Origin of the sequence: Streptomyces sp. NPDC102490 (assembly GCF_044765285.1) — a bacterium.
Lineage (GTDB): Bacteria > Actinomycetota > Actinomycetes > Streptomycetales > Streptomycetaceae > Streptomyces.
The window spans coordinates 228,828-248,860 of sequence record NZ_JBIWJU010000001.1; the positions used below are offsets into that span (position 1 = coordinate 228,828).

Annotated in this window: 19 protein-coding genes; 8 read left to right on the plus strand and 11 right to left on the minus strand. The window is 71.9% G+C overall.

The window, feature by feature from the left end:
* Window positions 1-26: 26 nt before the first annotated feature.
* From ACIRGB_RS01050 to ACIRGB_RS01060, 3 genes are all read left to right on the plus strand, one after another.
* Complete coding sequence (locus tag ACIRGB_RS01050; protein WP_403857219.1) at window positions 27-2,405, plus strand: ribonucleoside-diphosphate reductase subunit alpha; 2,379 nt, start codon at window positions 27-29, stop codon at window positions 2,403-2,405.
* Window positions 2,405-3,418, plus strand: a complete 1,014-nt coding sequence (locus tag ACIRGB_RS01055) for a ribonucleotide-diphosphate reductase subunit beta (protein WP_403857222.1) — start codon at window positions 2,405-2,407, stop codon at window positions 3,416-3,418. Before ACIRGB_RS01050 ends, ACIRGB_RS01055 begins: the two co-directional genes overlap by 1 nt.
* A 259-nt stretch (window positions 3,419-3,677) precedes the next feature.
* The gene (locus ACIRGB_RS01060; protein ID WP_403857225.1) at window positions 3,678-4,646 is read left to right on the plus strand and encodes a GlxA family transcriptional regulator; all 969 of its coding nucleotides are present in this window, start codon (window positions 3,678-3,680) and stop codon (window positions 4,644-4,646) included.
* 15 nt (window positions 4,647-4,661) lie between these two features.
* On the opposite strand, the gene ACIRGB_RS01065 is transcribed toward ACIRGB_RS01060, so the two are convergent.
* The 10 genes from ACIRGB_RS01065 to ACIRGB_RS01110 form a co-directional block, all read right to left on the minus strand.
* On the minus strand, window positions 4,662-6,038 hold the full coding sequence (locus ACIRGB_RS01065) for a cytochrome P450 (protein WP_403857228.1): 1,377 nt from the start codon (window positions 6,036-6,038) through the stop codon (window positions 4,662-4,664).
* A complete protein-coding gene (gene cyc1, locus ACIRGB_RS01070) occupies window positions 6,035-7,120 on the minus strand; it encodes an epi-isozizaene synthase (protein WP_403857231.1) in 1,086 nt (361 codons plus the stop codon). The genes ACIRGB_RS01065 and cyc1 overlap by 4 nt, the downstream gene beginning before the upstream one ends.
* A gap of 259 nt (window positions 7,121-7,379) precedes the next feature.
* Window positions 7,380-8,030, minus strand: a complete 651-nt coding sequence (def, locus tag ACIRGB_RS01075) for a peptide deformylase (protein WP_403857234.1) — start codon at window positions 8,028-8,030, stop codon at window positions 7,380-7,382.
* A 79-nt stretch (window positions 8,031-8,109) separates the two neighbouring features.
* Entirely contained in the window at window positions 8,110-9,090 is a 981-nt protein-coding gene (locus ACIRGB_RS01080) for a tetratricopeptide repeat protein (protein WP_403857238.1), read from the minus strand.
* 113 nt (window positions 9,091-9,203) lie between these two features.
* Entirely contained in the window at window positions 9,204-10,469 is a 1,266-nt protein-coding gene (locus tag ACIRGB_RS01085; RefSeq protein WP_403857241.1) for an HD-GYP domain-containing protein, read from the minus strand.
* A complete protein-coding gene (locus ACIRGB_RS01090) occupies window positions 10,466-11,797 on the minus strand; it encodes an HD-GYP domain-containing protein (RefSeq protein ID WP_403857244.1) in 1,332 nt (443 codons plus the stop codon). The genes ACIRGB_RS01085 and ACIRGB_RS01090 overlap by 4 nt, the downstream gene beginning before the upstream one ends.
* Before the next feature lie 108 nt (window positions 11,798-11,905).
* Window positions 11,906-12,220, minus strand: a complete 315-nt coding sequence (gene rsrA / locus ACIRGB_RS01095; RefSeq protein WP_403857247.1) for a mycothiol system anti-sigma-R factor — start codon at window positions 12,218-12,220, stop codon at window positions 11,906-11,908.
* Complete coding sequence (sigR, locus tag ACIRGB_RS01100; protein ID WP_234955406.1) at window positions 12,217-12,900, minus strand: RNA polymerase sigma factor SigR; 684 nt, start codon at window positions 12,898-12,900, stop codon at window positions 12,217-12,219. The genes rsrA and sigR overlap by 4 nt, the downstream gene beginning before the upstream one ends.
* 257 nt (window positions 12,901-13,157) lie before the next feature.
* A complete protein-coding gene (locus ACIRGB_RS01105; RefSeq protein ID WP_403857251.1) occupies window positions 13,158-13,832 on the minus strand; it encodes an alpha/beta family hydrolase in 675 nt (224 codons plus the stop codon).
* 1 nt (window position 13,833) lies between these two features.
* Window positions 13,834-14,649 carry an SOS response-associated peptidase gene (locus tag ACIRGB_RS01110; protein ID WP_403857254.1) on the minus strand — a complete coding sequence of 272 codons (816 nt, stop codon included), beginning with the start codon at window positions 14,647-14,649 and terminating at the stop codon, window positions 13,834-13,836.
* A 50-nt stretch (window positions 14,650-14,699) separates the two neighbouring features.
* Here ACIRGB_RS01110 and ACIRGB_RS01115 point away from each other — a divergent pair, with 50 nt between their 5' ends.
* The 4 genes from ACIRGB_RS01115 (at window position 14,700) to ACIRGB_RS01130 (ending at window position 18,369) form a co-directional block, all read left to right on the plus strand.
* On the plus strand, window positions 14,700-15,422 hold the full coding sequence (locus tag ACIRGB_RS01115; RefSeq protein WP_403857257.1) for a M50 family metallopeptidase: 723 nt from the start codon (window positions 14,700-14,702) through the stop codon (window positions 15,420-15,422).
* 123 nt (window positions 15,423-15,545) lie between these two features.
* A complete protein-coding gene (gene aroA / locus ACIRGB_RS01120) occupies window positions 15,546-16,862 on the plus strand; it encodes a 3-phosphoshikimate 1-carboxyvinyltransferase (RefSeq protein WP_403857260.1) in 1,317 nt (438 codons plus the stop codon).
* 12 nt (window positions 16,863-16,874) lie between these two features.
* Window positions 16,875-17,888: a ribosome small subunit-dependent GTPase A gene (gene rsgA, locus ACIRGB_RS01125; protein ID WP_403857263.1), complete on the plus strand. Its 1,014-nt coding sequence runs from the start codon at window positions 16,875-16,877 to the stop codon at window positions 17,886-17,888.
* A gap of 157 nt (window positions 17,889-18,045) precedes the next feature.
* On the plus strand, window positions 18,046-18,369 hold the full coding sequence (locus tag ACIRGB_RS01130; RefSeq protein WP_030145926.1) for a multidrug efflux SMR transporter: 324 nt from the start codon (window positions 18,046-18,048) through the stop codon (window positions 18,367-18,369).
* A 29-nt stretch (window positions 18,370-18,398) separates the two neighbouring features.
* Here ACIRGB_RS01130 and ACIRGB_RS01135 read toward each other — a convergent pair whose 3' ends face one another.
* Entirely contained in the window at window positions 18,399-19,007 is a 609-nt protein-coding gene (locus ACIRGB_RS01135) for a TetR/AcrR family transcriptional regulator (RefSeq protein ID WP_403857266.1), read from the minus strand.
* 171 nt (window positions 19,008-19,178) lie between these two features.
* Here ACIRGB_RS01135 and hisN point away from each other — a divergent pair, with 171 nt between their 5' ends.
* The gene (hisN, locus tag ACIRGB_RS01140; RefSeq protein ID WP_403857269.1) at window positions 19,179-19,979 is read left to right on the plus strand and encodes a histidinol-phosphatase; all 801 of its coding nucleotides are present in this window, start codon (window positions 19,179-19,181) and stop codon (window positions 19,977-19,979) included.
* Window positions 19,980-20,033 lie beyond the last annotated feature (54 nt).

A 20,033-nucleotide genomic window follows, 5' to 3' on the forward strand; every position in this document is an offset into this window, starting at 1 on the left:
CCGTGCCGAGCGAGGGAGTGCTCCACGTGACCATCGCGCCAGCCGATCCGGCTTCAGCGACCCCGGTGACGGCGACCGGGGAACCCGACGGACCCGGTGCCGCCCTGCTGCGGACCCTGACCGGGCTGACCGCCGACCTCCGGGGCGCCGACCCCGGCCGGGTGGCCGCCGCCGCGCTGCGGGGCCGGTCCGCCCGCGCCGACGAGGCCGAGCTGCGCGAGCTGGCCACGGAGGCGGCCGCCGGTCTGATCTCCGAGGACCCGGTCTACTCCCGGCTGGCCGCCCGGCTGCTGACCATCGGCATCCGCGCCGAGGCCGCCTCCCAGGGCGTCGCCACCTTCACCGACTCCATCGCCACCGGCCACCGCGAGGGCCTGATCGCCGACCGCACCGCCGCCTTCGTCCGGCTGCACGCGGCCCGCCTCGACGCGCTGGTCGATCCGGACGCCGACGACCGCTTCGGCTACTTCGGGCTGCGCACCCTGTACAGCCGCTACCTGCTCCGTCACCCGCTCACCCGCAAGGCCGTCGAGACGCCCCAGCACTTCCTGCTGCGGGTCGCCGCCGGACTCGCCGAGGACGACACCCCGCGGGCCGTGGACGAGGTCGCCGCCCTGTACGGCCTGATGAGCCGCCTGGACTACCTGCCCTCCTCCCCCACCCTCTTCAACTCCGGCACCCGGCACGCCCAGATGTCGTCCTGCTACCTCCTGGACTCCCCCAAGGACGAGCTGGACTCCCTCTACGACCGCCTCCACCAGGTCGCCCGCCTGTCCAAGCACGCCGGCGGCATCGGCATCGCCTACTCCCGCGTCCGCGCCCGGGGTTCGCTGATCCGCGGCACCAACGGGCACTCCAACGGCATCGTCCCGTTCCTGAAGACGCTGGATGCCTCGGTCGCCGCCGTGAACCAGGGCGGCCGGCGCAAGGGTGCCGCCGCGGTCTACCTGGAGACCTGGCACGCGGACGTCGAGGAGTTCCTGGAGCTGCGGGACAACACCGGCGAGGACGCCCGCCGCACGCACAACCTGAACCTCGCGCACTGGGTGCCGGACGAGTTCATGCGCCGGGTGGACGCCGACGGGACCTGGTCGCTGTTCTCCCCCGCCGACGTGCCGGAGCTGACCGACCTGTGGGGCGAGGAGTTCGACGCGGCCTACCGCAAGGCGGAGCAGGCGGGGCTCGCCCGCAAGACGCTGCCCGCCCGTGAGCTGTACGGCCGCATGATGCGCACCCTCGCGCAGACCGGCAACGGCTGGATGACCTTCAAGGACACCGCCAACCGCACCGCGAACCAGACCGCGACCCCCGGCCACGTCGTCCACTCCTCCAATCTCTGCACGGAGATCCTGGAGGTCACCGACGACGGGGAGACGGCGGTCTGCAACCTGGGCTCGGTCAACCTCGGCGCCTTCGCCGACCCCGCGAGCGGCGACCTGGACTGGGAGCGCCTCGACGCCACCGTCCGCACCGCCGTCACCTTCCTGGACCGGGTCGTCGACATCAACTTCTACCCGACCGAGCAGGCGGCCCGCTCCAACGCCCGCTGGCGCCCGGTCGGTCTCGGCGCGATGGGCCTCCAGGACGTCTTCTTCCAGCTCCGCCTGCCCTTCGACTCCCCCGAGGCGAAGGCCCTGTCCACCCGCATCGCCGAGCGGATCATGCTCGCCGCGTACGAGACCTCCGCCGACCTCGCCGAGCGCGGCGGCCCGGCCCCGGCCTGGGAGAAGACCCGTACGGCCCAGGGGGTGCTGCACCCGGACCACTACGACGTGACGCCCGCCTGGCCGGAGCGCTGGGCCGCGCTGCGGGAGCGCATGGCCACGACTGGGCTGCGCAACTCCCTGCTCCTGGCCATCGCGCCGACCGCGACCATCGCCTCCATCGCCGGTGTCTACGAGTGCATCGAGCCGCAGGTGTCCAACCTCTTCAAGCGCGAGACGCTGTCCGGCGAGTTCCTCCAGGTCAACTCCTACCTGGTGGACGACCTCAAGCGGCTCGGCGTGTGGGACGCGCGCACCCGTGAGGCGCTGCGCGAGGCGAACGGCTCGGTGCAGGGCTTCTCCTGGATCCCCGAGGACGTGCGCGCGCTGTACCGCACGGCGTGGGAGATCCCGCAGCGCGGCCTGATCGACATGGCCGCCGCCCGCACCCCGTACCTCGACCAGGCCCAGTCGCTGAACCTGTTCCTGGAGACGCCGACCATCGGGAAGCTCTCCTCGATGTACGCGTACGCCTGGAAGCAGGGCCTGAAGACCACGTACTACCTGCGCTCGCGCCCCGCGACCCGGATCGCCCGCGCCGCCGCCCGAGCCACCACCCCCGTCCCCGTGCAGGCCGGCCCGGACCCCGAAGCGGTCGCCTGCTCCCTGGAGAACCCCGAGTCCTGCGAGGCCTGTCAGTGATGAACGAGAACACCAAGAACCTGCTCGACCCGGGCTTCGAGCTGACCCTGCGCCCCATGCGGTACCCGGACTTCTACGAGCGCTACCGGGACGCCATCAAGAACACCTGGCACGTGGAGGAGGTCGACCTCCACTCGGACGTCGCCGACCTCGCCCGGCTCAGCCCCATGGAGCAGCACCTGATCGGCCGCCTCGTGGCCTTCTTCGCCACCGGTGACTCGATCGTCGCGAACAACCTGGTGCTGACCCTCTACAAGCACATCAACTCCCCCGAGGCGCGGCTGTACCTGTCCCGCCAGCTCTTCGAGGAGGCCGTCCACGTCCAGTTCTATCTGACGCTCCTCGACACCTACCTGCCCGACCCGGAGGACCGCGTCGCCGCCTTCGCGGCCGTGGAGAACATCCCGTCCATCCGGGAGAAGGCCGAGTTCTGCTTCCGCTGGATGGACTCGGTCGAGTCGATCGACCGCCTGGAGACCAAGGCCGACCGCCGCCGCTTCCTGCTGAACCTGATCTGCTTCGCCGCGTGCATCGAGGGCCTGTTCTTCTACGGCGCCTTCGCCTACGTCTACTGGTTCCGCAGCCGGGGTCTGCTGCACGGCCTCGCCACCGGCACCAACTGGGTGTTCCGGGACGAGACCATGCACATGTCCTTCGCGTTCGACGTCGTCGACACGGTGCGCAAGGAGGAGCCGGAGCTGTTCGACGACGAGCTTGGGCAAGAGGTCACCGACATGCTGCGGGAGGCCGTCGAGGCCGAGCTGCAGTTCGCGCGCGACCTGTGCGGTGACGGCCTCCCGGGCATGAACACCGACTCGATGCGGCAGTACCTGGAGTGCGTGGCCGACCAGCGCCTGACGCGCCTCGGCTTCGCCCCGGTGTACGGCTCCGAGAACCCCTTCTCCTTCATGGAGCTGCAAGGGGTTCAGGAGTTGACCAACTTCTTCGAGCGGCGTCCCTCGGCGTACCAGGTGGCGGTGGAGGGCACCGTCGACCTGTCCGAGGACTTCTGACTCCTCTGCGTCTCCTTTCCCCGGCCCCTCGCCTCCTGGGCCTCCCTGATCTGGCGGTCGATGCGCCGGTCGCGCACGATGCCGATCACCGAGGGGAGGATCATGAGGACGAGGAGTCCGAAGGTCGCGAGCATTCCGACGAGGCCTTCTATCTGGTTTCCGGTCATGACACCACTGTCGCGCCGGATACTCCTTACCGTCAGTGGCAGGACTGCCGTAAGACCTCGATTTCCTGCCACTGTCGAGGCACACTGGCGGCATGTTGCGCAACGTGGCCGCCGTCCTGCTCGACGGTGCACACCCCTTCGAACTCGGCGTGATCTGCGAGGTCTTCGGCATCGACCGGAGCGACGAGGGCCTGCCGGGGTACGACTTCGCGGTGGTCTCGGCGGAGGGCCCCACGCTGGGCACCCACGTCGGCGGGCTGACCGTCTCCACGCCGTACGGTCTGGAGCGGCTGGAGGAGGCCGACCTGATCGCGGTGCCGGCGGGCAGCGACTTCGTCCGCCGGGAGTACCCGCCCGAGCTGCTGGACGCCCTGCGCAGAGCGACGGACCGGGGCACACGCGTACTGAGCGTGTGCTCCGGCGCCTTCGTGCTGGGCGCCGCCGGTCTGCTGGACGGGCGGCGGTGCGCGGTGCACTGGCACCACGCGGACGAGCTGTCCCGGCAGTACCCGCGGGCCGAGGTCGCGCCGGACGTGCTCTACGTCGACGAGGACCCGGTGATCACCTCCGCCGGGACCGCCGCCGGCATCGACGCCTGCCTGCACATCGTGCGCAAGGAGCAGGGGCCGGAGGTCGCCAACCGGATCGCCCGGCGCATGGTGGTGCCGCCGCACCGGGACGGCGGGCAGGCGCAGTACATCGAACGGCCGCTGCCGCGCTCCTCCTGCGACACCGTCGGCGAGGTGCTGGCCTGGATGGAACAGCACCTCGACGAGGAGGTCACGGTCGAGCAGCTGGCGGCCCGGGCGCACATGTCCCCGCGCACCTTCGCCCGCCGCTTCCAGCAGGAGACGGGGACGACCCCCTACCGCTGGGTGCTGCGCCAGCGCGTGCTGCTGGCCCAGCGGTTGCTGGAGGCGACGGACGAGACGATGGACTCGATCGCCTGGCGCGCCGGTTTCGGCACGGCGGCGGCCCTGAGGCACCAGTTCACCAGGGCCCTGGGCACCACCCCGCACGCCTACCGGCGCACCTTCCGGGGCCCGGAGGCCGCCGCCTGATCCGTCCCGGCCGTGTCACCGCGCCACGGGCCTGACCAGCAGGTCGTGCGGGCGCAGCGTGATGCCCACCCGGACCGCGTCGTTGGAGCCCGCCACCTGTTCGAAGCGGTACTTGGTGGCGAGCGCGGCCGTGATCAGCGTGAGCTGCGCCATCGAGAAGTGGTCGCTGGGGCACTTCCGCTTGCCCGCGCTGAAGGGCTTCATGGCGTATTTCGGCACGTTCTTCGCGCGTTCCGGGAGCCACCGGTCGGGGTCGAACTCCAGGTTGCCGTCGTACGACTTCGGATCGCGTTGGATTGCGTACGGACTGTAGATGATGTCCGCACCGGCCGGAATGCGATAGCCACCGAGTTCGCTCTCGACCACCGCGCGCCGCGTCAATACCCATACGGCGGGGCGCAAACGCATGGCCTCCACGATGACATTGCCGGTGTGCGTGAGACTGCGGACGTCCTCGAATGCCACGGGCCGCCCGCCGGTGACCGCTTCGACTTCGTCGCGTATGCGGTCGGCATGTTCCGGATGGTCGGCAAGTGCCTGGAGCAACCACATGATCGTGGACGCGATGGTTTCACTGCCGGGGGTGAGTATCGCGACCACCTGGTCGTGGATCTCCTGTTCCCCGATCGGGTCGCCATTGTCGTCCTTCGCCTCCAGCAATGCCGTGAGCAAATCGTCCGGCTTTTGACCGGATGCGCGGCGCTCGGCGATGATCTCGTCGACCAGCAGATGCAGATCGGCCAACGCGGAGTTGAATCGGCGGTTGGCCGGAAGCGGCAGCCGGTACAGCGGTCCGAGCGGGACCACCATGCGCCGGTACATGCCCCGGAACACGGTGGCGAGCGCGACGCACAGCCGCTCGGCCCGCTCGTCCATGTACTGCCCGCGCAGCAGGCAGCGGGCCGCGACGCGCACCGCGACCCGGAAGGACTCCGAGGTGGCGTCGACGGTCCGGCCCGGCTGCCAGCGCTCGGTGAGCGCGTGCGCCTCCTCCTCCATGATCGGCCCGTAGGCGGGGATGGCGTCCAGCCGGAACGCCGGCTGGATGGTGCGCCGCTGGCGCCGGTGAAGCGGGCCGTTGGCGGTCGCCACGCCCTCCTTGCCGAGCAGGCCCTCCAGCGACTCCCACAGCGGGCCGGCGATGTGGTAGTCGGGGTTCAGGGCGAGGGCGCCGGTCAGCTCCGGGTTCGTGACCGCGTAGACGGTCTTCGGGCCGAGCTTGATGCGCACGATGTCGCCGTGGTCGCGCAGCTGGGACATGAAGGCCAGCGGGTCGCGGGCCAGCCGCCAGCCGTGGCCGAGCAGCGGTACGCCGCCGCCCGCCACGGGCGGTTCGCGCAGTTCCGGCGCAGCCTGCACACGGGTCTCGGGGTTGACGGACTCGACGGTCATTTCTCACCTGCCGCTTCGTTGTTGACGTACGGGGGCGTGGACCGGTCGTCCCAGCTGTCGACCATGTACCGGCCGGACTCGTGGTGGAACCAGTAGACGGAGCTGAACCAGTTCCGCATATTGCCGACGTTGGCCCGTACGGCGCCGCTCAGTTCCTTTCCGCGTACGGTTCCGTCGGCGAGTTCGTCGGCGAACCGTAAGGCGTCCTGCTCCACGGCGAGGAATTCGGTGATGCATTCCTCGACGCGTCGCCTGACTTCTCCGATGGCTTCTTCCAGCGTGAGTGCATGATGGGTGATGAGACTGATTCCGAGATTGTGGACCTCGTCGCCCGCTATTTCCTTGGGCAGCGAGCAGAGGTCGTTGTACCAGGCGGCGAATTCCTGACTCAGCAGCGCCGCCCGGCGATACGACGGGTGTTTCCGTACGGCGTCGGGGAGTTCGCAGCCCGAACTCGGCTCCAGCAGGTCGGTCCAGATCCAGTGCGCGAAGGTGAGCCGGCGCAGTGCGAGGTACTCCTCCACGCCGGGCACGATTCCGCGCGTGCGGTTGTGGAATTCCCGGTCGTACGCCTCGATCACCGCGTGGAAGTGCCGGGCGAACCGGGCGTTCCACGTGGCCGGCAGGAAGGAGTAGAGCCGCCGCACGCTGTCGGCGAACCCGGCCACCAGCGTGTCCTCGTGGTGCAGGTGGTCCCCGGGTGAGTCGAGTGCCGTGTGCAGCCGGCCGCGCAGCCGCCGCCAGGCGCCGGACCGGCCGTGGACGATGTCACGGTCGTGCCGGTCGTCCCAGACGAAGAACCACGCGCTGTAGTCCGCTATCGCCTGCATCACCTCGTCGGGGGCGCCCAGGTAGTAGCCCGCCATGAGGTCCGTGTAGCACAGGCCGTCGGCATATTCCTGGACCTTGTCCGCCGGCATGAGCCGCTTTTCGAGCAGCCAGGTGCGGGTGGCCTCCTGGAGCCTGGGCCAATACGGGTGCAGTTGCCGGGGAAATGCCGCCTCGATCACCGGGAGACGGAGCGATGGCGGTACTGCGATCGCGGTCGGTGTCGCTGTGGTGCCGTGTGGGAAAGCATGCACGAACAAACCCCTCTCAGCCGCCGGTGGCGCACCCCTCTCGCTGAGCCGGGCGTGCGCCGTTGCGTATCCCCGCGGTTCCCATTCAGCACCACAACTGACCGTTCTGGGAACGGATTTGCTTCATTCACTACCCCACCGTGCCGGAATTCTCCTGTTGTGTGGCGGCTTCCCACGGACGCACACAGACGAACGGCGCCCGTTCGGGGAAGACCCGAACAGGCGCCGTGCGCACGGGAGATGTGTGACCCGCGAGGCGGTGTCAGTCGTTCGCGACCACCGGGTAGCGCGGCTCGTTCTCGGCCATCTGCCGCAGCGCGTCCTTGCGCTCGCGCTTGGAGAGCCGGTCGATGTACAGGTACCCGTACAGGTGGTCCGTCTCGTGCTGCAAACACCGGGCGAAGTATCCGGTGCCGCGCACCTTGACGGGGTTGCCCTGCTCGTCCTGCCCGGTCACCTCGGCGTAGTCGGGGCGGGCGAGCGGCGCGTAGGCGGTCGGCACGGACAGGCAGCCCTCGTTGCTGTCGTCCAGGCGGCGGCGGTCGGCAGGCAGCTCGGCCAGCTTGGGGTTGCAGACCACGCCGACGTGGCGGACGCCCTCGTCGTCGGGGCAGTCGTAGACGAAGACCTTCTTGGAGACGCCGATCTGGTTGGCGGCCAGGCCCACGCCCTCGGCGGTGCGCTGGCTGGCGAACATGTCGGCCACCAGCTGCTGGAACTCCTCGCCGAAGTCGGTGACGTCCTCGCACTCCTTGTGCAGCACCGGGTTGCCGACCACCGTGATCGGGCGCGAGGTGCCGCGCCCGCGCCAGTCGGCCTCACGCTCCTCGCAGTCCTGGGTGTCGACGACGAATCCCTCGTCGTCGACGGGGAGCACGCCCGGGCGCTGCTGATCGGTGTCCTGCTGGGCCATGACCGACGTATGCCTTCCTCGTACAACCAAAGGTGATGCTGACGCTGCTGGAGTGTCCTGGCAAAGACTACGGGGCCGCTCAGCAGACCTCTTCCAGGTCCCGCCAGTCACGCGAGTCCGGGCTGTCCGCGACCCACCCGTCCAGCAGCCCCTTCACCAGCCCGGCCGGCGCGGCCACCCCGCACTCCCGCTCCGGCACCCACAGCTGCCCGTCGGTGCGGTGCCCCAGCGGCCCGGGGTGTCCGGGTTCGCTGTGGTCGTGCGGGTCGAGGTGCTCACCCTCGCCCTCGTCGGACGGCATCCGGGACTCCGAGCACATCCGGCACAGCAGCCGCACGGAGGACGACCAGTCCTCGGCGGCGAACCCGGCGTCGGCGGCCAGCTGCTCCAGGGCGTCGCGGTCGGCCTCGGTGGCGGCCTCCAGGAGGACCACCCAGGTGGGCACGGGCGAGGGCGCCCACAGCTCGATCTCGTCGAAGACGGGGAAGGAGTGCCCGGTGCTGGTCGTCCGCTCCCCGTGCGGCACGCCGTCGTGCAGGACGACCTCACCCCAGCGCCGCCCCGAGGACGGGAGCGGGATGGACAGCACTTCGACGCGGGCGGGGTCGAGCCGCCGCCCCCACACCACCTCGGCCTCGCCCTCCGGGGACAGCCGTACGGCCGCGCTGCCGAGGTCCATGCCGAGCGGCTCACCGGCGTCCGTGGCGTCCCCGGGAGTGCGCAGGCCGTACGCCTGCCAGGCCCGGCGGGCCAGCGGCCAGTCCTGAAGGGCGGTCGCGGCGATGCCGACGTTCCACCAGTCGGGGGCGCCGGTGTCCCGGTCGAGCAGCGCGACGGCGCGCAGGCCGGCCGCCCTGGCCTGCTCCCAGTCGTGCCGGAACTTGTGCAGCAGCGCCAGGTTGAACCAGGACTCCGACAGCCAGGGCTCCAGGTCGGCCGCCCGGGTCAGCAGCGCACCCGCGTCCTCGTAGCGACCGTCGCCGATCAGCGTGAACGCGCGGTCGGTGGCCTGCCGCCAAGAGGCGGAGGGCCGGTGCCGTGCCTTGCCGAAGATCCTCACGATTCCCGCCTGCCAGTTCCGTTCTGTGGGCTGGCTGTGCCTTTCGCGCCCCCGGACACCCTCTCCCGGGCATCAAACCACGTACGGCTGCGGAGGCGCTCATTACCCATGGGTTACCCAGCCGCGGGCTCGGTAAGGCTGCTCCGGGCAAGGACCCGGGCCAGTGCTTCCACCACCTCGGGAGCGTAGTCGCCGGCGGTGGCCAGGCGCAGCTCCTCCAGCGCCGTCAGGACGCCGCCGGGGCCCGCGTCCCGCGCCTTCTCCTCGTAAGCGTTCACGACCCGCACGATCCGCGCGGCGACCGGCTGCTCCCGGCAGGGGTCGGCCTGCCGCTCCACCACCACCGCGACCGCCGCGTCGACGCCGGTCTGGCGCACGACGGCCCCGCCGAGCAGCGCGATTCGCCGCTGCTCGGCGACGGGCAGGCCGGCGGTGGCTCCGGCCGGGACCGGGTCGACCAGGCTCAGCTGGCCGATGTCGTGCATCAGGGCCGCGTACTCCAGCACGGTCAGCTCCGCCCCGGACAGCCCCAGGTCCCGCCCGACGGCCACGCCCAGCCCGGCGACGCGGCGGGCGTGCCCGGCCGGGGTGTACCCGGCGATCTCGGTGGCGCGGGCCAGGGACGCGATGGTCTGGCGGTAGGTGGCCCGGACGGCCGCGTACCGGCGGTAGGAGAGCTGGGCGAGGAGCAGGGGCACGCAGAAGACGGGGAGGGCCCACAGCCCCGCGACGCTCACCGCGAGCGCCATCACCGCGCCGGTCGCGCACACCGCCGACGTGATTCCGACCATGCCGCGCAGTTCCTCGCGCAGCAGCGGTCCGAAGGGCCACCCGGTGCGCGCGTGCGCGGGTGCCGCGGCGAGCACGGCGTCGCACAGCGTGGTCAGGGCGAGCAGCGCGAGCAGCAGCAGCGCGTCGGCGGGACCGCTCCAGCCGTCGAAGGCGCCCTGGTGGGACAGCGGACGGAAGCACACGGCGGCGAAGCCGACGGTGAGCACCCGCCGCGCCAGGTGGTCGAGGACGGGCCCGCGGCCGCGGGCGACGTAGGGGACGCTGCCGAGCAGCGAGGCGGCGAGCACGACGGTGACGGTCTGGGCCACCCCGTGGTGCGCGGGCTGCCCGGCGACGTCCCCCAGCAGCGCGTACGCCAGCGCGCCCGCGGCCCCGAGCGGGGCGGCCTCCCGGGCCTCGGTACTGCTCCGCCGGGTCAGCTCACCGAGGACGACCAGCCCCCCGAAGGCCAGCGCGACGGGCCGCTGCACGGGTCCCGACCCCAGCACGGAGGCGAGGCAGCCGAGCGCGAGGAGCCCGGCACAGCCGGGTACGAGGAGAACGGCGGCCGGCGGCGGGGACGGGGCCGGCGGCTGCGCGGGCGTCACGGCGCTCCCCTGCCGACGCTGTCCCGCGCGCCCGCGCCCGGCCCGGGGCCCGGTGCCGGTGCGGCGGGGAGGCCGGGCGGGCCGTCCGCCGTCACCGAGGGGCGCCAGCCGTGGCGGCCGAGGGCGTGGACCAGCGCCCGCACCATCCGCGGGTCGAACTGCCGGCCGGCACACCGCTGGAGCTCCGCCAGGGCCGCCGCGACCGGGCGGGCCCTGCTGTAGGAGCGCGTGGAGGTCATCGCGTCGAAGGCGTCGGCGACGGCCACCACGCGGGCCGACTCGGGGATCCGGTCGCCGGCCAGTCCGTAGGGGTAGCCGCTGCCGTCCAGCCGTTCGTGGTGGTGGAGGACCGCGGCACGGGCCTCGCCCAGGAAGCGGATGCCGCGCACCATCTCGTGCCCGTACTCGGGGTGCAGTTCGATCACCCGGCGCTCCTCGGGCGTCAGCGGCCCGTCCTTGCGCAGCAGCCGGGTGGGCACGCCGAGCTTGCCCACGTCGTGCAGGATCCCGGCGAAGCGCAGGGTCTCGACGCGCTCGTCGTCCATGCCCAGCTCGCGGGCGATCATCATGGAGGCCTGGCCGACGCGTTCGCTGTGGCCGCGCGTGTAGCCGTCCTTGATGTCGACGGCCTGGACCAGGGCGCGGATGGTCGCCTGGTGCGCGGCCCGCTCGCGGTGGTACTGGGCGAAGGCCCACCACGCCACGCACATCGGCAGCAGGACCAGCAGCGCGGCCACCGGGCCGTACGGGCTGCGCCACAGGACGGCCATCATCAGCCCGGCGAGCCCGTGCACGGCGATCGGCGCGAGCGACCGGGAGAGCAGCCCCCGCCACGCCCGGCTCGGCGGCACCTGGTCGGCGAGGGTGAGGATGCCGCCGTCCAGCACCGCGAGCACCAGGCAGAAGGCGAGGACGGCGGCCCCGGCCGGCACCAGGGCGTACGGGAAGGAGGGCTCGACGACCGCGTCCCGGCCGCCGAGCCGCCAGTGGACGCAGGCGGCGGACCACACGGCGAGGGTCAGCTGGGCGGCCCGCCACACGCGCCGCAGGCCGAAGGGGCGTCGCGGCACCGGGGACAGCAGCGCCCCGGGCAGGGCCACCAGCGCCGCGGCGGGCGGCGGCAGCAGGAAGGCACCGGCGAGCAGGACCGGATAGCAGGTCCCGACGAAGCGGGACCGCGCGACGAGTTCGGAGCCCGCGTACAGTCCGGCGAGCAGCGCCGCCGCCCACCAGGGCGCGTGCACCGACGGCAGCGGGCGCAGGCACAGCAGGGCGGCGAGGGCGACGACGGTCACGTAGACACGCGCCCGCGCCGGTACCGCGTCCATGAGCCCCTCCCCCGGCCACGTCTGTCAGGCTCAGGAGCCTAGGACGGCGGCGGGAGGTCGCGGGCAGATAACCCGCGGATTAGCACGTACGAGTGACTCGGGCCCGGCTCAGGACTCCTGCTGGGCCGACGACGGCGCGGCCGTGACGTCGTGTTCGGGCACGGACTGCCCGGACCGGATCAGATCCAGCCGGCCCATGACCTTGGCGCGCAGGTCACCCGGCACGTCGTCCTGTCCGCAGCACCGCTTGACCAGCTTCTTCACGGCCTGCTCCAGCCCGTACTTCTCCAGGCAGGGCGAGCACTCCTCGAAGTGGTGCTCGAACTTCACGCAGTCCGAGTCCGGCATCTCTTTGTCGAGAAACTCATAGAGATGATCGAGGATTTCGCTGCAATCCGTCTCGTGCGGCTCTCCGCAGCTCATGACCCCGAGCCTTTCGCTTCGTTCGACTCTCCGGCGCCGGCGGGGACGAGGCCGCGGTCGCGGGCGTAGTCCTCCAGCATGCCGCGCAGCTGACGGCGTCCACGGTGCAGCCGGGACATCACCGTACCGATGGGTGTCCCCATGATGTCCGCGATCTCCTTGTAGGCAAAGCCCTCGACGTCCGCCAGATACACGGCGATACGGAATTCCTCGGGGATCGCCTGGAGCGCCTGCTTCACGTCCGAGTCGGGCAGGTGGTCGAGCGCCTGCGACTCCGCGGAGCGCAGCCCCGTCGACATGTGCGACTCGGCCCGCGCGAGCTGCCAGTCCTCGATCTCCTCGGCCGCGCTGCGCTGGGGTTCGCGCTGCTTCTTGCGGTACGAGTTGATGAAGGTGTTGGTGAGGATGCGGTACAGCCACGCCTTGAGGTTGGTGCCCTCGCGGAACTGGTGGAAGGACGCGTACGCCTTGGCGTAGGTCTCCTGCACCAGGTCCTCGGCGTCGGCCGGATTACGCGTCATGCGCAGCGCGGCCGAGTACATCTGGTCGAGGAACTCCAGCGCGTCCCGCTCGAAGCGCGCGCTGCGCTCGGCGGTCGACTCCGCGCTCGTACCCCGGCCCTCGGGCTGCTCCGCCTGGCCGTGTTCGGTCCCTGCGTCGGTCCCAGTGACCGGACCCACCTCCTCCAGTGATGTCGTGAAACCGAGACCGGTCCCACTCGAATCGGAGGATAGACGACGATCCGGTCCGCCCGCCGCCCGAATAGGGGCGGTCTTGGCGGCGTGCAGCACGGTCCAGTCCAGGTCGGCGCGGCTGCTGCGACTCGGGCAGAAGGCTGAACCCATGCGGCGGACTTCCTCTCCTACGGCGTCGGTGCTGATTCTCAGCAACATACGCACGGCACAACAGTGACCGCCCGCCGGTCATTCCCGGGCGTTCAGCCGAGTGAGCCGGTCCACTCCAGGACGCCGTCGGTGATCCGTTCCAGCGCCTCCTCCTGGCCGATCCCCGCCCGCTTGGGCACGGCGAAGCCGTGGTCGCCGTACGGCACCTCGATCAGGTCGTAGGTCCCCGCGGGCGCCTCGGGGAACTCCCCCGGCCTGCCGAAGGGGTCGTTGCCGCCCTGCACGACGAGGGTGGGCACCCCCGCCCCGAGCAGCTCGTCGGCGCGGGACTTCTCCGGCCTGCCCGGTGGGTGCAGCGGGAAGCTGAGGGCGAGGACGGCGTGGGCGCCCAGTTCGCCCGCGGTGCGGCAGGCGACGCGGGCGCCGGCGCTGCGGCCGCCCGAGATCACCGGCAGGCCCGGCGCGGCGAGCGCGGGCCACACGCCCCGCCAGCCGGTGTCCAGGGTCTTCGGCGCGGGCGCCAGCTTCTTGCCGGCCACCCGCCAGGGCTGCTCGACGAGGGCGACGCTCACCCCGTGGGCGGGCAGCGCGGCCGCCAGCGCCTTCAGGTCGCGCGCCTCGATGCCGCCGCCGGCGCCGTGGCTCACGGCGAGGACGAACCGGGGCCGCTTCGCCCGGTGCCAGGTGACGCGGGCCGGGCCCGCCTCGGTGTCGACGGTCTCGCTGGTGTCGGTGGTGTCGCTGGTGTCGGTGGTGTCGCTGGTCACGTCAGAAGAGTGTGCCCTCTTCCGGCGCCTCAAGCTCCTTGAGCAGCTCCGGCCCGTTGTTGCGGACGTTGCTCACCGCCGTGGAGACGGGGAAGGCCCGCATCAGCCCGGCGGGCGGGGGCGCCAGCAGGGAGGTCAGCTCGTCGGGGTCGGTGCGCGCCGGGTCCAGCCAGTCGTCCCAGCGGTCCGGCGTCAGCATCAGCGGCATCCGGGGGTGGATGTCGGCCAGGGCGTGCGGGCCGTCGGCCGGGGCGACCGCGAGCGGCGTGGTCTCGGCCTCGGTGGTGATCACCGAGCAGGTCACCCACCAGGCCCGCGGGTGGTCGTCGGGGAGCGTCTTGTCCCGCCAGAACTCGTAGAGCCCGGCCATGGCGAACACGGAGCCGTCGGCGGGGGTCACGAAGTACGGCTGCTTGCGGGGCCGCTTCTTGCGCCCCTCGACCTCCAGGTCCCGCTCCTGCGTGCCGGTGACCCACTCGTAGTAGCCGTCGGCGGGCAGGACGCAGCGCCGGGTGCTGAAGGCGCGGCGGAAGGAGGGCTTCTCGTGGACGGTCTCCGCGCGGGCGTTGATCATGCGGGCGCCGCCCTCGGGCGTCTTGGACCAGGAGGGGACGAGGCCCCACTTCAGCCTCCGCAGCTGGCGAACCGGCTTCGGGTCCTCGACGTCTTTCAGGGGACGGTCCAGGACGGCGTAGACCTCCTTGGTGGGGGCCACGTTGTAGTCGGGTTCCAGGCTCTCCTCGGGCTCCCACTTCTCGATCTCGAAGATTCCCGCGAGATCCTCGGGTCGACGACTCGCCGCATACCGTCCGCACATACGTGCCACACTGCCAGACCCCGCGCACGAACGAGGAGCCCTCACCGAACATGGACCACCTCGCGACGGCCTCGCTCACCTCCCTGTGGGACGAGGTCTCCGGCACCCAGCCCGATCCCGACCTGTGGGTGGTGATCGCGACCCTGGTGGCCGCGCTCGCCGTCGTCGTGACGCACGGGTCGTGGCGGATAGCGCGCAACGCGATCACCATCGCCCACGAGGGCGGCCACGGCCTGGTGGCCCTGCTGACCGGGCGCACCCTGACCGGGATCACCCTGCACTCGGACACCAGCGGCCTGACGGTGAGCCGGGGCAAGCCGCACGGCGTCGGCATGATCCTCACCGCGGTCGCCGGTTACACCGCTCCCCCGCTGCTCGGCCTCGGCGGTGCCGCGCTGCTGGCGACGGGACGCATCACCCTGCTGCTGTGGCTGGCGACGGCGCTGCTCGTCGCCCTGCTGCTGATGGTCCGCAACGCCTACGGGGTGCTGACGGTGGTGGTCACCGGCGGCACGTTCGTCCTGGTCTCCTGGCTGGCCGGGCCGCAGGTGCAGGCGGCGTTCGCCTACGCGGCGGTGTGGTTCCTGCTGCTCGGCGGGGTGCGCCCGGCCTTCGAGTTGCAGGCCAAGCGGTCGCGGGGCGGCGCCGGGGACTCGGACGCGGACCAGCTGGCGCGGCTGACGCACGCGCCCGCGGGGGTGTGGTTCTTCCTGTTCCACGCGGTGTCGCTGTGCTCGCTGATCGGCGGCGGGCGCTGGCTGCTGGGGCTGTGAGACTCCGGGCACCCGCCGCACGCTCCGCATATATGCACGGCACGTGCACCGTTGCTCTTTCGGTCAGGTTTCGACGCTTTTGATCAAGATCTCCGATCGTCCTCAGCCATTAAAGTGGGGCCCATGACCGTGAACCCCGCGCACACCGCCCTCTGGCCCGCCCCGCATGCGAGCGGAGCCGTCGATGCGACCGTCCACGTGCCCGGGTCCAAGTCGGTCACCAACCGTGCTCTGGTGCTGGCCGCCCTCGCCTCCGAGCCCGGCTGGCTGCGCCGCCCGCTGCGCTCGCGCGACACGCTGCTGATGGCCGAGGCGCTGCGCACGATGGGCGTCGAGATCGAGGAGGGCGTCGGGCCCGAGGGCACCGGCGAGTTCTGGCGGGTCATCCCGGCCGGTCTGCGCGGCCCGGCCACGGTCGACGTCGGCAACGCGGGCACGGTCATGCGCTTCCTCCCGCCGGTCGCCGCGCTGGCCGACGGCGCCGTCCGCTTCGACGGCGACCCGCGGTCGTACGAGCGTCCGCTGCACGGCGTGATCGACGCGCTGCGCGTGCTGGGCGCCCGCGTCGACGACGACGGGCGCGGCGCGCTGCCGCTGACCGTGCACGGCGGCGGGGCCCTGGAGGGCGGTCCGGTCGAGATCGACGCGTCGTCCTCCTCGCAGTTCGTCAGCGCCCTGCTGCTGTCCGGACCGCGCTTCAACCAGGGCGTCGAGGTCCGTCACACCGGTTCCGCGCTGCCGTCCATGCCGCACATCCGGATGACGGTCGACATGCTGCGCGCGGTCGGCGCCCAGGTCGACACCCCCGAGTCCGGCGGCGAGCCGAACGTCTGGCGGGTCACGCCGGGCGCGCTGCTCGGCCGGGACCTGACGATCGAGCCGGACCTGTCCAACGCCCAGCCCTTCCTCGCGGCGGCGCTGGTGACCGGCGGCAAGGTGGTGATCCCCGACTGGCCGTCCCGCACCACCCAGCCCGGTGACCGGCTGCGCGAGATCTTCACCGACATGGGCGGTTCCTGCGAACTGACCGACTACGGACTGGTCTTCACCGGCTCGGGCGCGATCCACGGCATCGACGTCGACCTCGGCGAGGTCGGCGAGCTGACCCCGGGCATCGCGGCCGTCGCCGCCCTCGCGGACTCCCCCTCGACCCTGCGCGGCGTGGCCCACCTGCGGCTGCACGAGACGGACCGCCTGGCCGCGCTCACCAAGGAGATCAACGAACTCGGCGGCGACGTCACCGAGACCGCCGACGGCCTGCACATCCGCCCGCGCCGGCTGCACGCCGGCGTCTTCCACACCTACGAGGACCACCGCATGGCCACCGCCGGCGCCGTCATCGGCCTCGCGGTCGAGGGGGTGCGGATCGAGAACGTGGCGACGACCGCCAAGACCCTGCCCGACTTCCCCGATCTGTGGACCGGGATGCTCGGGGCGTAGGGACGGATCGCCATGCGCCGCTACGGCAAGCACACCGACGAGGACGACATCCGCTCCCGCCCGAACCGCAAGGGCAACCGGCCGCGCACCCACACCCGGCCCAAGCACGAGGACGCCGCCGAGGGCCTGGTCCTCACCGTGGACCGAGGCCGGCTGACCTGTCTGGTCGAGGACCGGATCGTCCTGGCGATGAAGGCCCGTGAGCTGGGCCGCAAGGCGGCGGTCGTCGGCGACCGGGTCGCCCTGGTCGGCGACCTGTCCGGCAAGAAGGACACGCTGGCGCGGATCGTCCGCATCGAGGAGCGCGTCTCCGTGCTGCGCCGCACGGCCGACGACGACGACCCCTACGAGCGGGTGGTCGTCGCCAACGCCGACCAGCTCGCCATCGTCACCGCCCTCGCCGACCCCGAGCCGCGCCCCCGCCTCATCGACCGGTGCCTGGTCGCGGCGTTCGACGGCGGCCTCTCCCCGCTGCTGGTGATGACCAAGTCGGACCTGGCGCCGCCGGACCAATTCCTGGAGCTGTACGGCGCGTTGGACATCCCCTACGTCATCACCAGCCGGGAGGAGCTGGAGAACGGCGCCGCGGCGGACCTCGTGCGCGAGCACCTGGACGGGAAGATCACCGCCTTCGTCGGCCACTCCGGCGTCGGCAAGACGACCCTGGTCAACACCCTGGTGCCCGAGGACCGCCGCAGGGTGACAGGGCATGTGAACGCGGTGACGGGCCGCGGCCGGCACACCACCACCTCCGCCCTCGCCCTGCCGCTGTCCTCCGCGGCGGGCGGCTGGGTCGTCGACACCCCGGGCGTGCGGTCGTTCGGGCTGGCGCACATCGACCCGTCCCGGGTGATCAACGCCTTCCCCGACCTGGTGCCCGGCACGGAGGGCTGCCCGCGGGCGTGCAGCCACGACGAGCCCGACTGCGCGCTGGACGCCTGGGTCGCCGAGGGGCACGCCGATCCGGCCCGGCTGTACTCGCTGCGCCGGCTGCTGTCGACGCGGGAACGCAAGGAAGGGGACTGACCCCCCGCGTTGTTTGCCGTGCCGTGCAACCGGTAAGTGCATAATCGCACCAAGCCGGAACCAAGCCTGAGCAAAGCCGGACGAAGTCGCTGTCGGACGAAGCCACTGATCGACACCGACGCAGCGGTCGCGGTAGGGGACCACGGGAGGACAAGACATGGCGTGGCTGCTGGTCATAGTGGCAGGAGTGCTCGAAACCGGCTTCGCCGTCTGTCTGAAGCTGTCGCACGGCTTCACCCGGCTCTGGCCCACCATCGCCTTCTGCGCCTTCGCGCTGGGCAGTTTCGGCCTGCTGACGATGTCCCTGAAGAAGCTCGACGTCGGCCCCGCGTACGCGGTGTGGACCGGCATCGGCGCGGCGGGCACCGCCATCTACGGCATGGTCTTCCTCGGCGACCTGGTCTCCACCCTGAAGATCGTCTCGATCAGCTTCGTCATCATCGGCGTGATCGGGCTGCAACTGTCCGGCTCCGCGCACTAGGACGCCCCCCCCGGCGCCGTCGGCCGCCGCTACGCCGTCGACCGGCGCGGCAGGACGGTGCGCACGAGGTCGGCCACCCCGCCCTCGGCGGGCGGCGCGGCGACACAGGAGAGGGCGAGCCGCACGGCCAGTTCGCAGGAGTGGGCCAGTTCGGCGGCGTCCGGCGGCGGAAGCGGCCCGGCGCCGCCCAGGACGGCCACGGCACGGTCGCGGACGAGGCCCACGAAGTCGCCGGGCGAGGGCGGCGGACCGTCGGCCCGCCGCTGGGCCGGCCCGGCGGAGGAGGGCATCGCGGTCGGGGCCGGCGAGGGCAGCCGCTCGCTCCAGCAGCCGGTGAGCATGGCCCGGACCAGCGCATTGTCGTGGGCCGCCGACATCATCCACTCGGCGGTGGCGGTGAGCCGTTCGCGCGGGTCGCCGGCCCCGGAGAGCGCGCGCTCCACTCCGGCGAGATAGCCGTCGGCCTCCCGCCGCACCAGCGCCCGGGCGAGGCCGTCCTTGCCGCCGAACTCGTTGTAGAGGGTCTGCCGGGACACTCCGGCGGAAGCCGCCACGTCCACCATCCGCACGGCGGACCACGGCAGGCGCGCCAGCGCCGTGTACGCGGCGTCGAGCAGGGACTCCCGGGCTGCAGGCACCCTCGCCTCCCTCGGGCCGAGCGAACGCTGCCGGATGTGCCGAGCGGCTCGCTGCCCAGATTTGACGGGTACGGGGGCACTGTCAAGGGTCCCCGCGCCGCCCGGCCGCCCACGCCACGCCCGCCAAAGCCCTGGTGGCCCCTTTCCGCCCGCGACAGATAGCGTGACGGCATGCCCGATTACCTCGACGACCTCCGCCTCGCCCACGTACTCGCCGACGCCGCCGACGCCGCGACGATGGACCGCTTCAAGGCCCTCGACCTGAAGGTCGAGACGAAGCCGGACATGACCCCGGTGAGCGAGGCGGACAAGGCCGCCGAGGAACTCATCCGCGGTCACCTCGCCCGTGCCCGCCCCCGTGACTCGGTCCACGGCGAGGAGTTCGGCGTGGCGGGCACCGGCCCCCGGCGCTGGGTCGTCGACCCGATCGACGGCACCAAGAACTACGTGCGCGGCGTCCCCGTCTGGGCCACCCTCATCGCCCTGATGGAGGCGAAGGAGGGCGGCTACCAGCCGGTCGTCGGCCTCGTCTCGGCGCCCGCCCTCGGCCGCCGCTGGTGGGCGGTGGAGGACCACGGCGCGTTCACCGGCCGCAGTCTGACCTCCGCCCACCGGCTCCACGTCTCCCAGGTCTCCACGCTCTCCGACGCCTCCTTCGCGTACTCCTCGCTGAGCGGCTGGGAGGAGCAGGGCCGCCTCGACGGCTTCCTCGACCTGACCCGCGAGGTGTGGCGCACGCGCGCGTACGGCGACTTCTGGCCGTACATGATGGTCGCCGAGGGCTCGGTGGACATCTGCGCCGAACCCGAACTCTCCCTCTGGGACATGGCCGCCAACGCGATCATCGTCACGGAGGCCGGGGGCACCTTCACCGGCCTCGACGGCCGCCCCGGCCCGCACAGCGGCAACGCGGCCGCGTCGAACGGCCGGCTCCACGACGAACTGCTCGGGTATCTCAACCAGCGCTACTGAGCGCCCGTCGACTCACCCTCCGCGCCCCCTTGTTGACCCGTGCTTTACCTGCCA

What these genes read in the sequence shown, in the direction of transcription:
- rsgA (WP_403857263.1), top strand. Translation starts at nt 16,875, where the DNA reads ATGCGCCGCTACGGCAAGCACACCGACGAGGACGACATCCGCTCCCGC.
- aroA (WP_403857260.1), top strand. Translation starts at nt 15,546, where the DNA reads ATGACCGTGAACCCCGCGCACACCGCCCTCTGGCCCGCCCCGCATGCG.
- ACIRGB_RS01055 (WP_403857222.1), top strand. Translation starts at nt 2,405, where the DNA reads ATGAACGAGAACACCAAGAACCTGCTCGACCCGGGCTTCGAGCTGACC.
- ACIRGB_RS01090 (WP_403857244.1), bottom strand. Translation starts at nt 11,797, where the DNA reads ATGGACGCGGTACCGGCGCGGGCGCGTGTCTACGTGACCGTCGTCGCC.
- rsrA (WP_403857247.1), bottom strand. Translation starts at nt 12,220, where the DNA reads ATGAGCTGCGGAGAGCCGCACGAGACGGATTGCAGCGAAATCCTCGAT.
- hisN (WP_403857269.1), top strand. Translation starts at nt 19,179, where the DNA reads ATGCCCGATTACCTCGACGACCTCCGCCTCGCCCACGTACTCGCCGAC.
- ACIRGB_RS01110 (WP_403857254.1), bottom strand. Translation starts at nt 14,649, where the DNA reads ATGTGCGGACGGTATGCGGCGAGTCGTCGACCCGAGGATCTCGCGGGA.
- ACIRGB_RS01065 (WP_403857228.1), bottom strand. Translation starts at nt 6,038, where the DNA reads ATGACCGTCGAGTCCGTCAACCCCGAGACCCGTGTGCAGGCTGCGCCG.
- ACIRGB_RS01115 (WP_403857257.1), top strand. Translation starts at nt 14,700, where the DNA reads ATGGACCACCTCGCGACGGCCTCGCTCACCTCCCTGTGGGACGAGGTC.
- def (WP_403857234.1), bottom strand. Translation starts at nt 8,030, where the DNA reads ATGGCCCAGCAGGACACCGATCAGCAGCGCCCGGGCGTGCTCCCCGTC.
- ACIRGB_RS01130 (WP_030145926.1), top strand. Translation starts at nt 18,046, where the DNA reads ATGGCGTGGCTGCTGGTCATAGTGGCAGGAGTGCTCGAAACCGGCTTC.
- ACIRGB_RS01060 (WP_403857225.1), top strand. Translation starts at nt 3,678, where the DNA reads ATGTTGCGCAACGTGGCCGCCGTCCTGCTCGACGGTGCACACCCCTTC.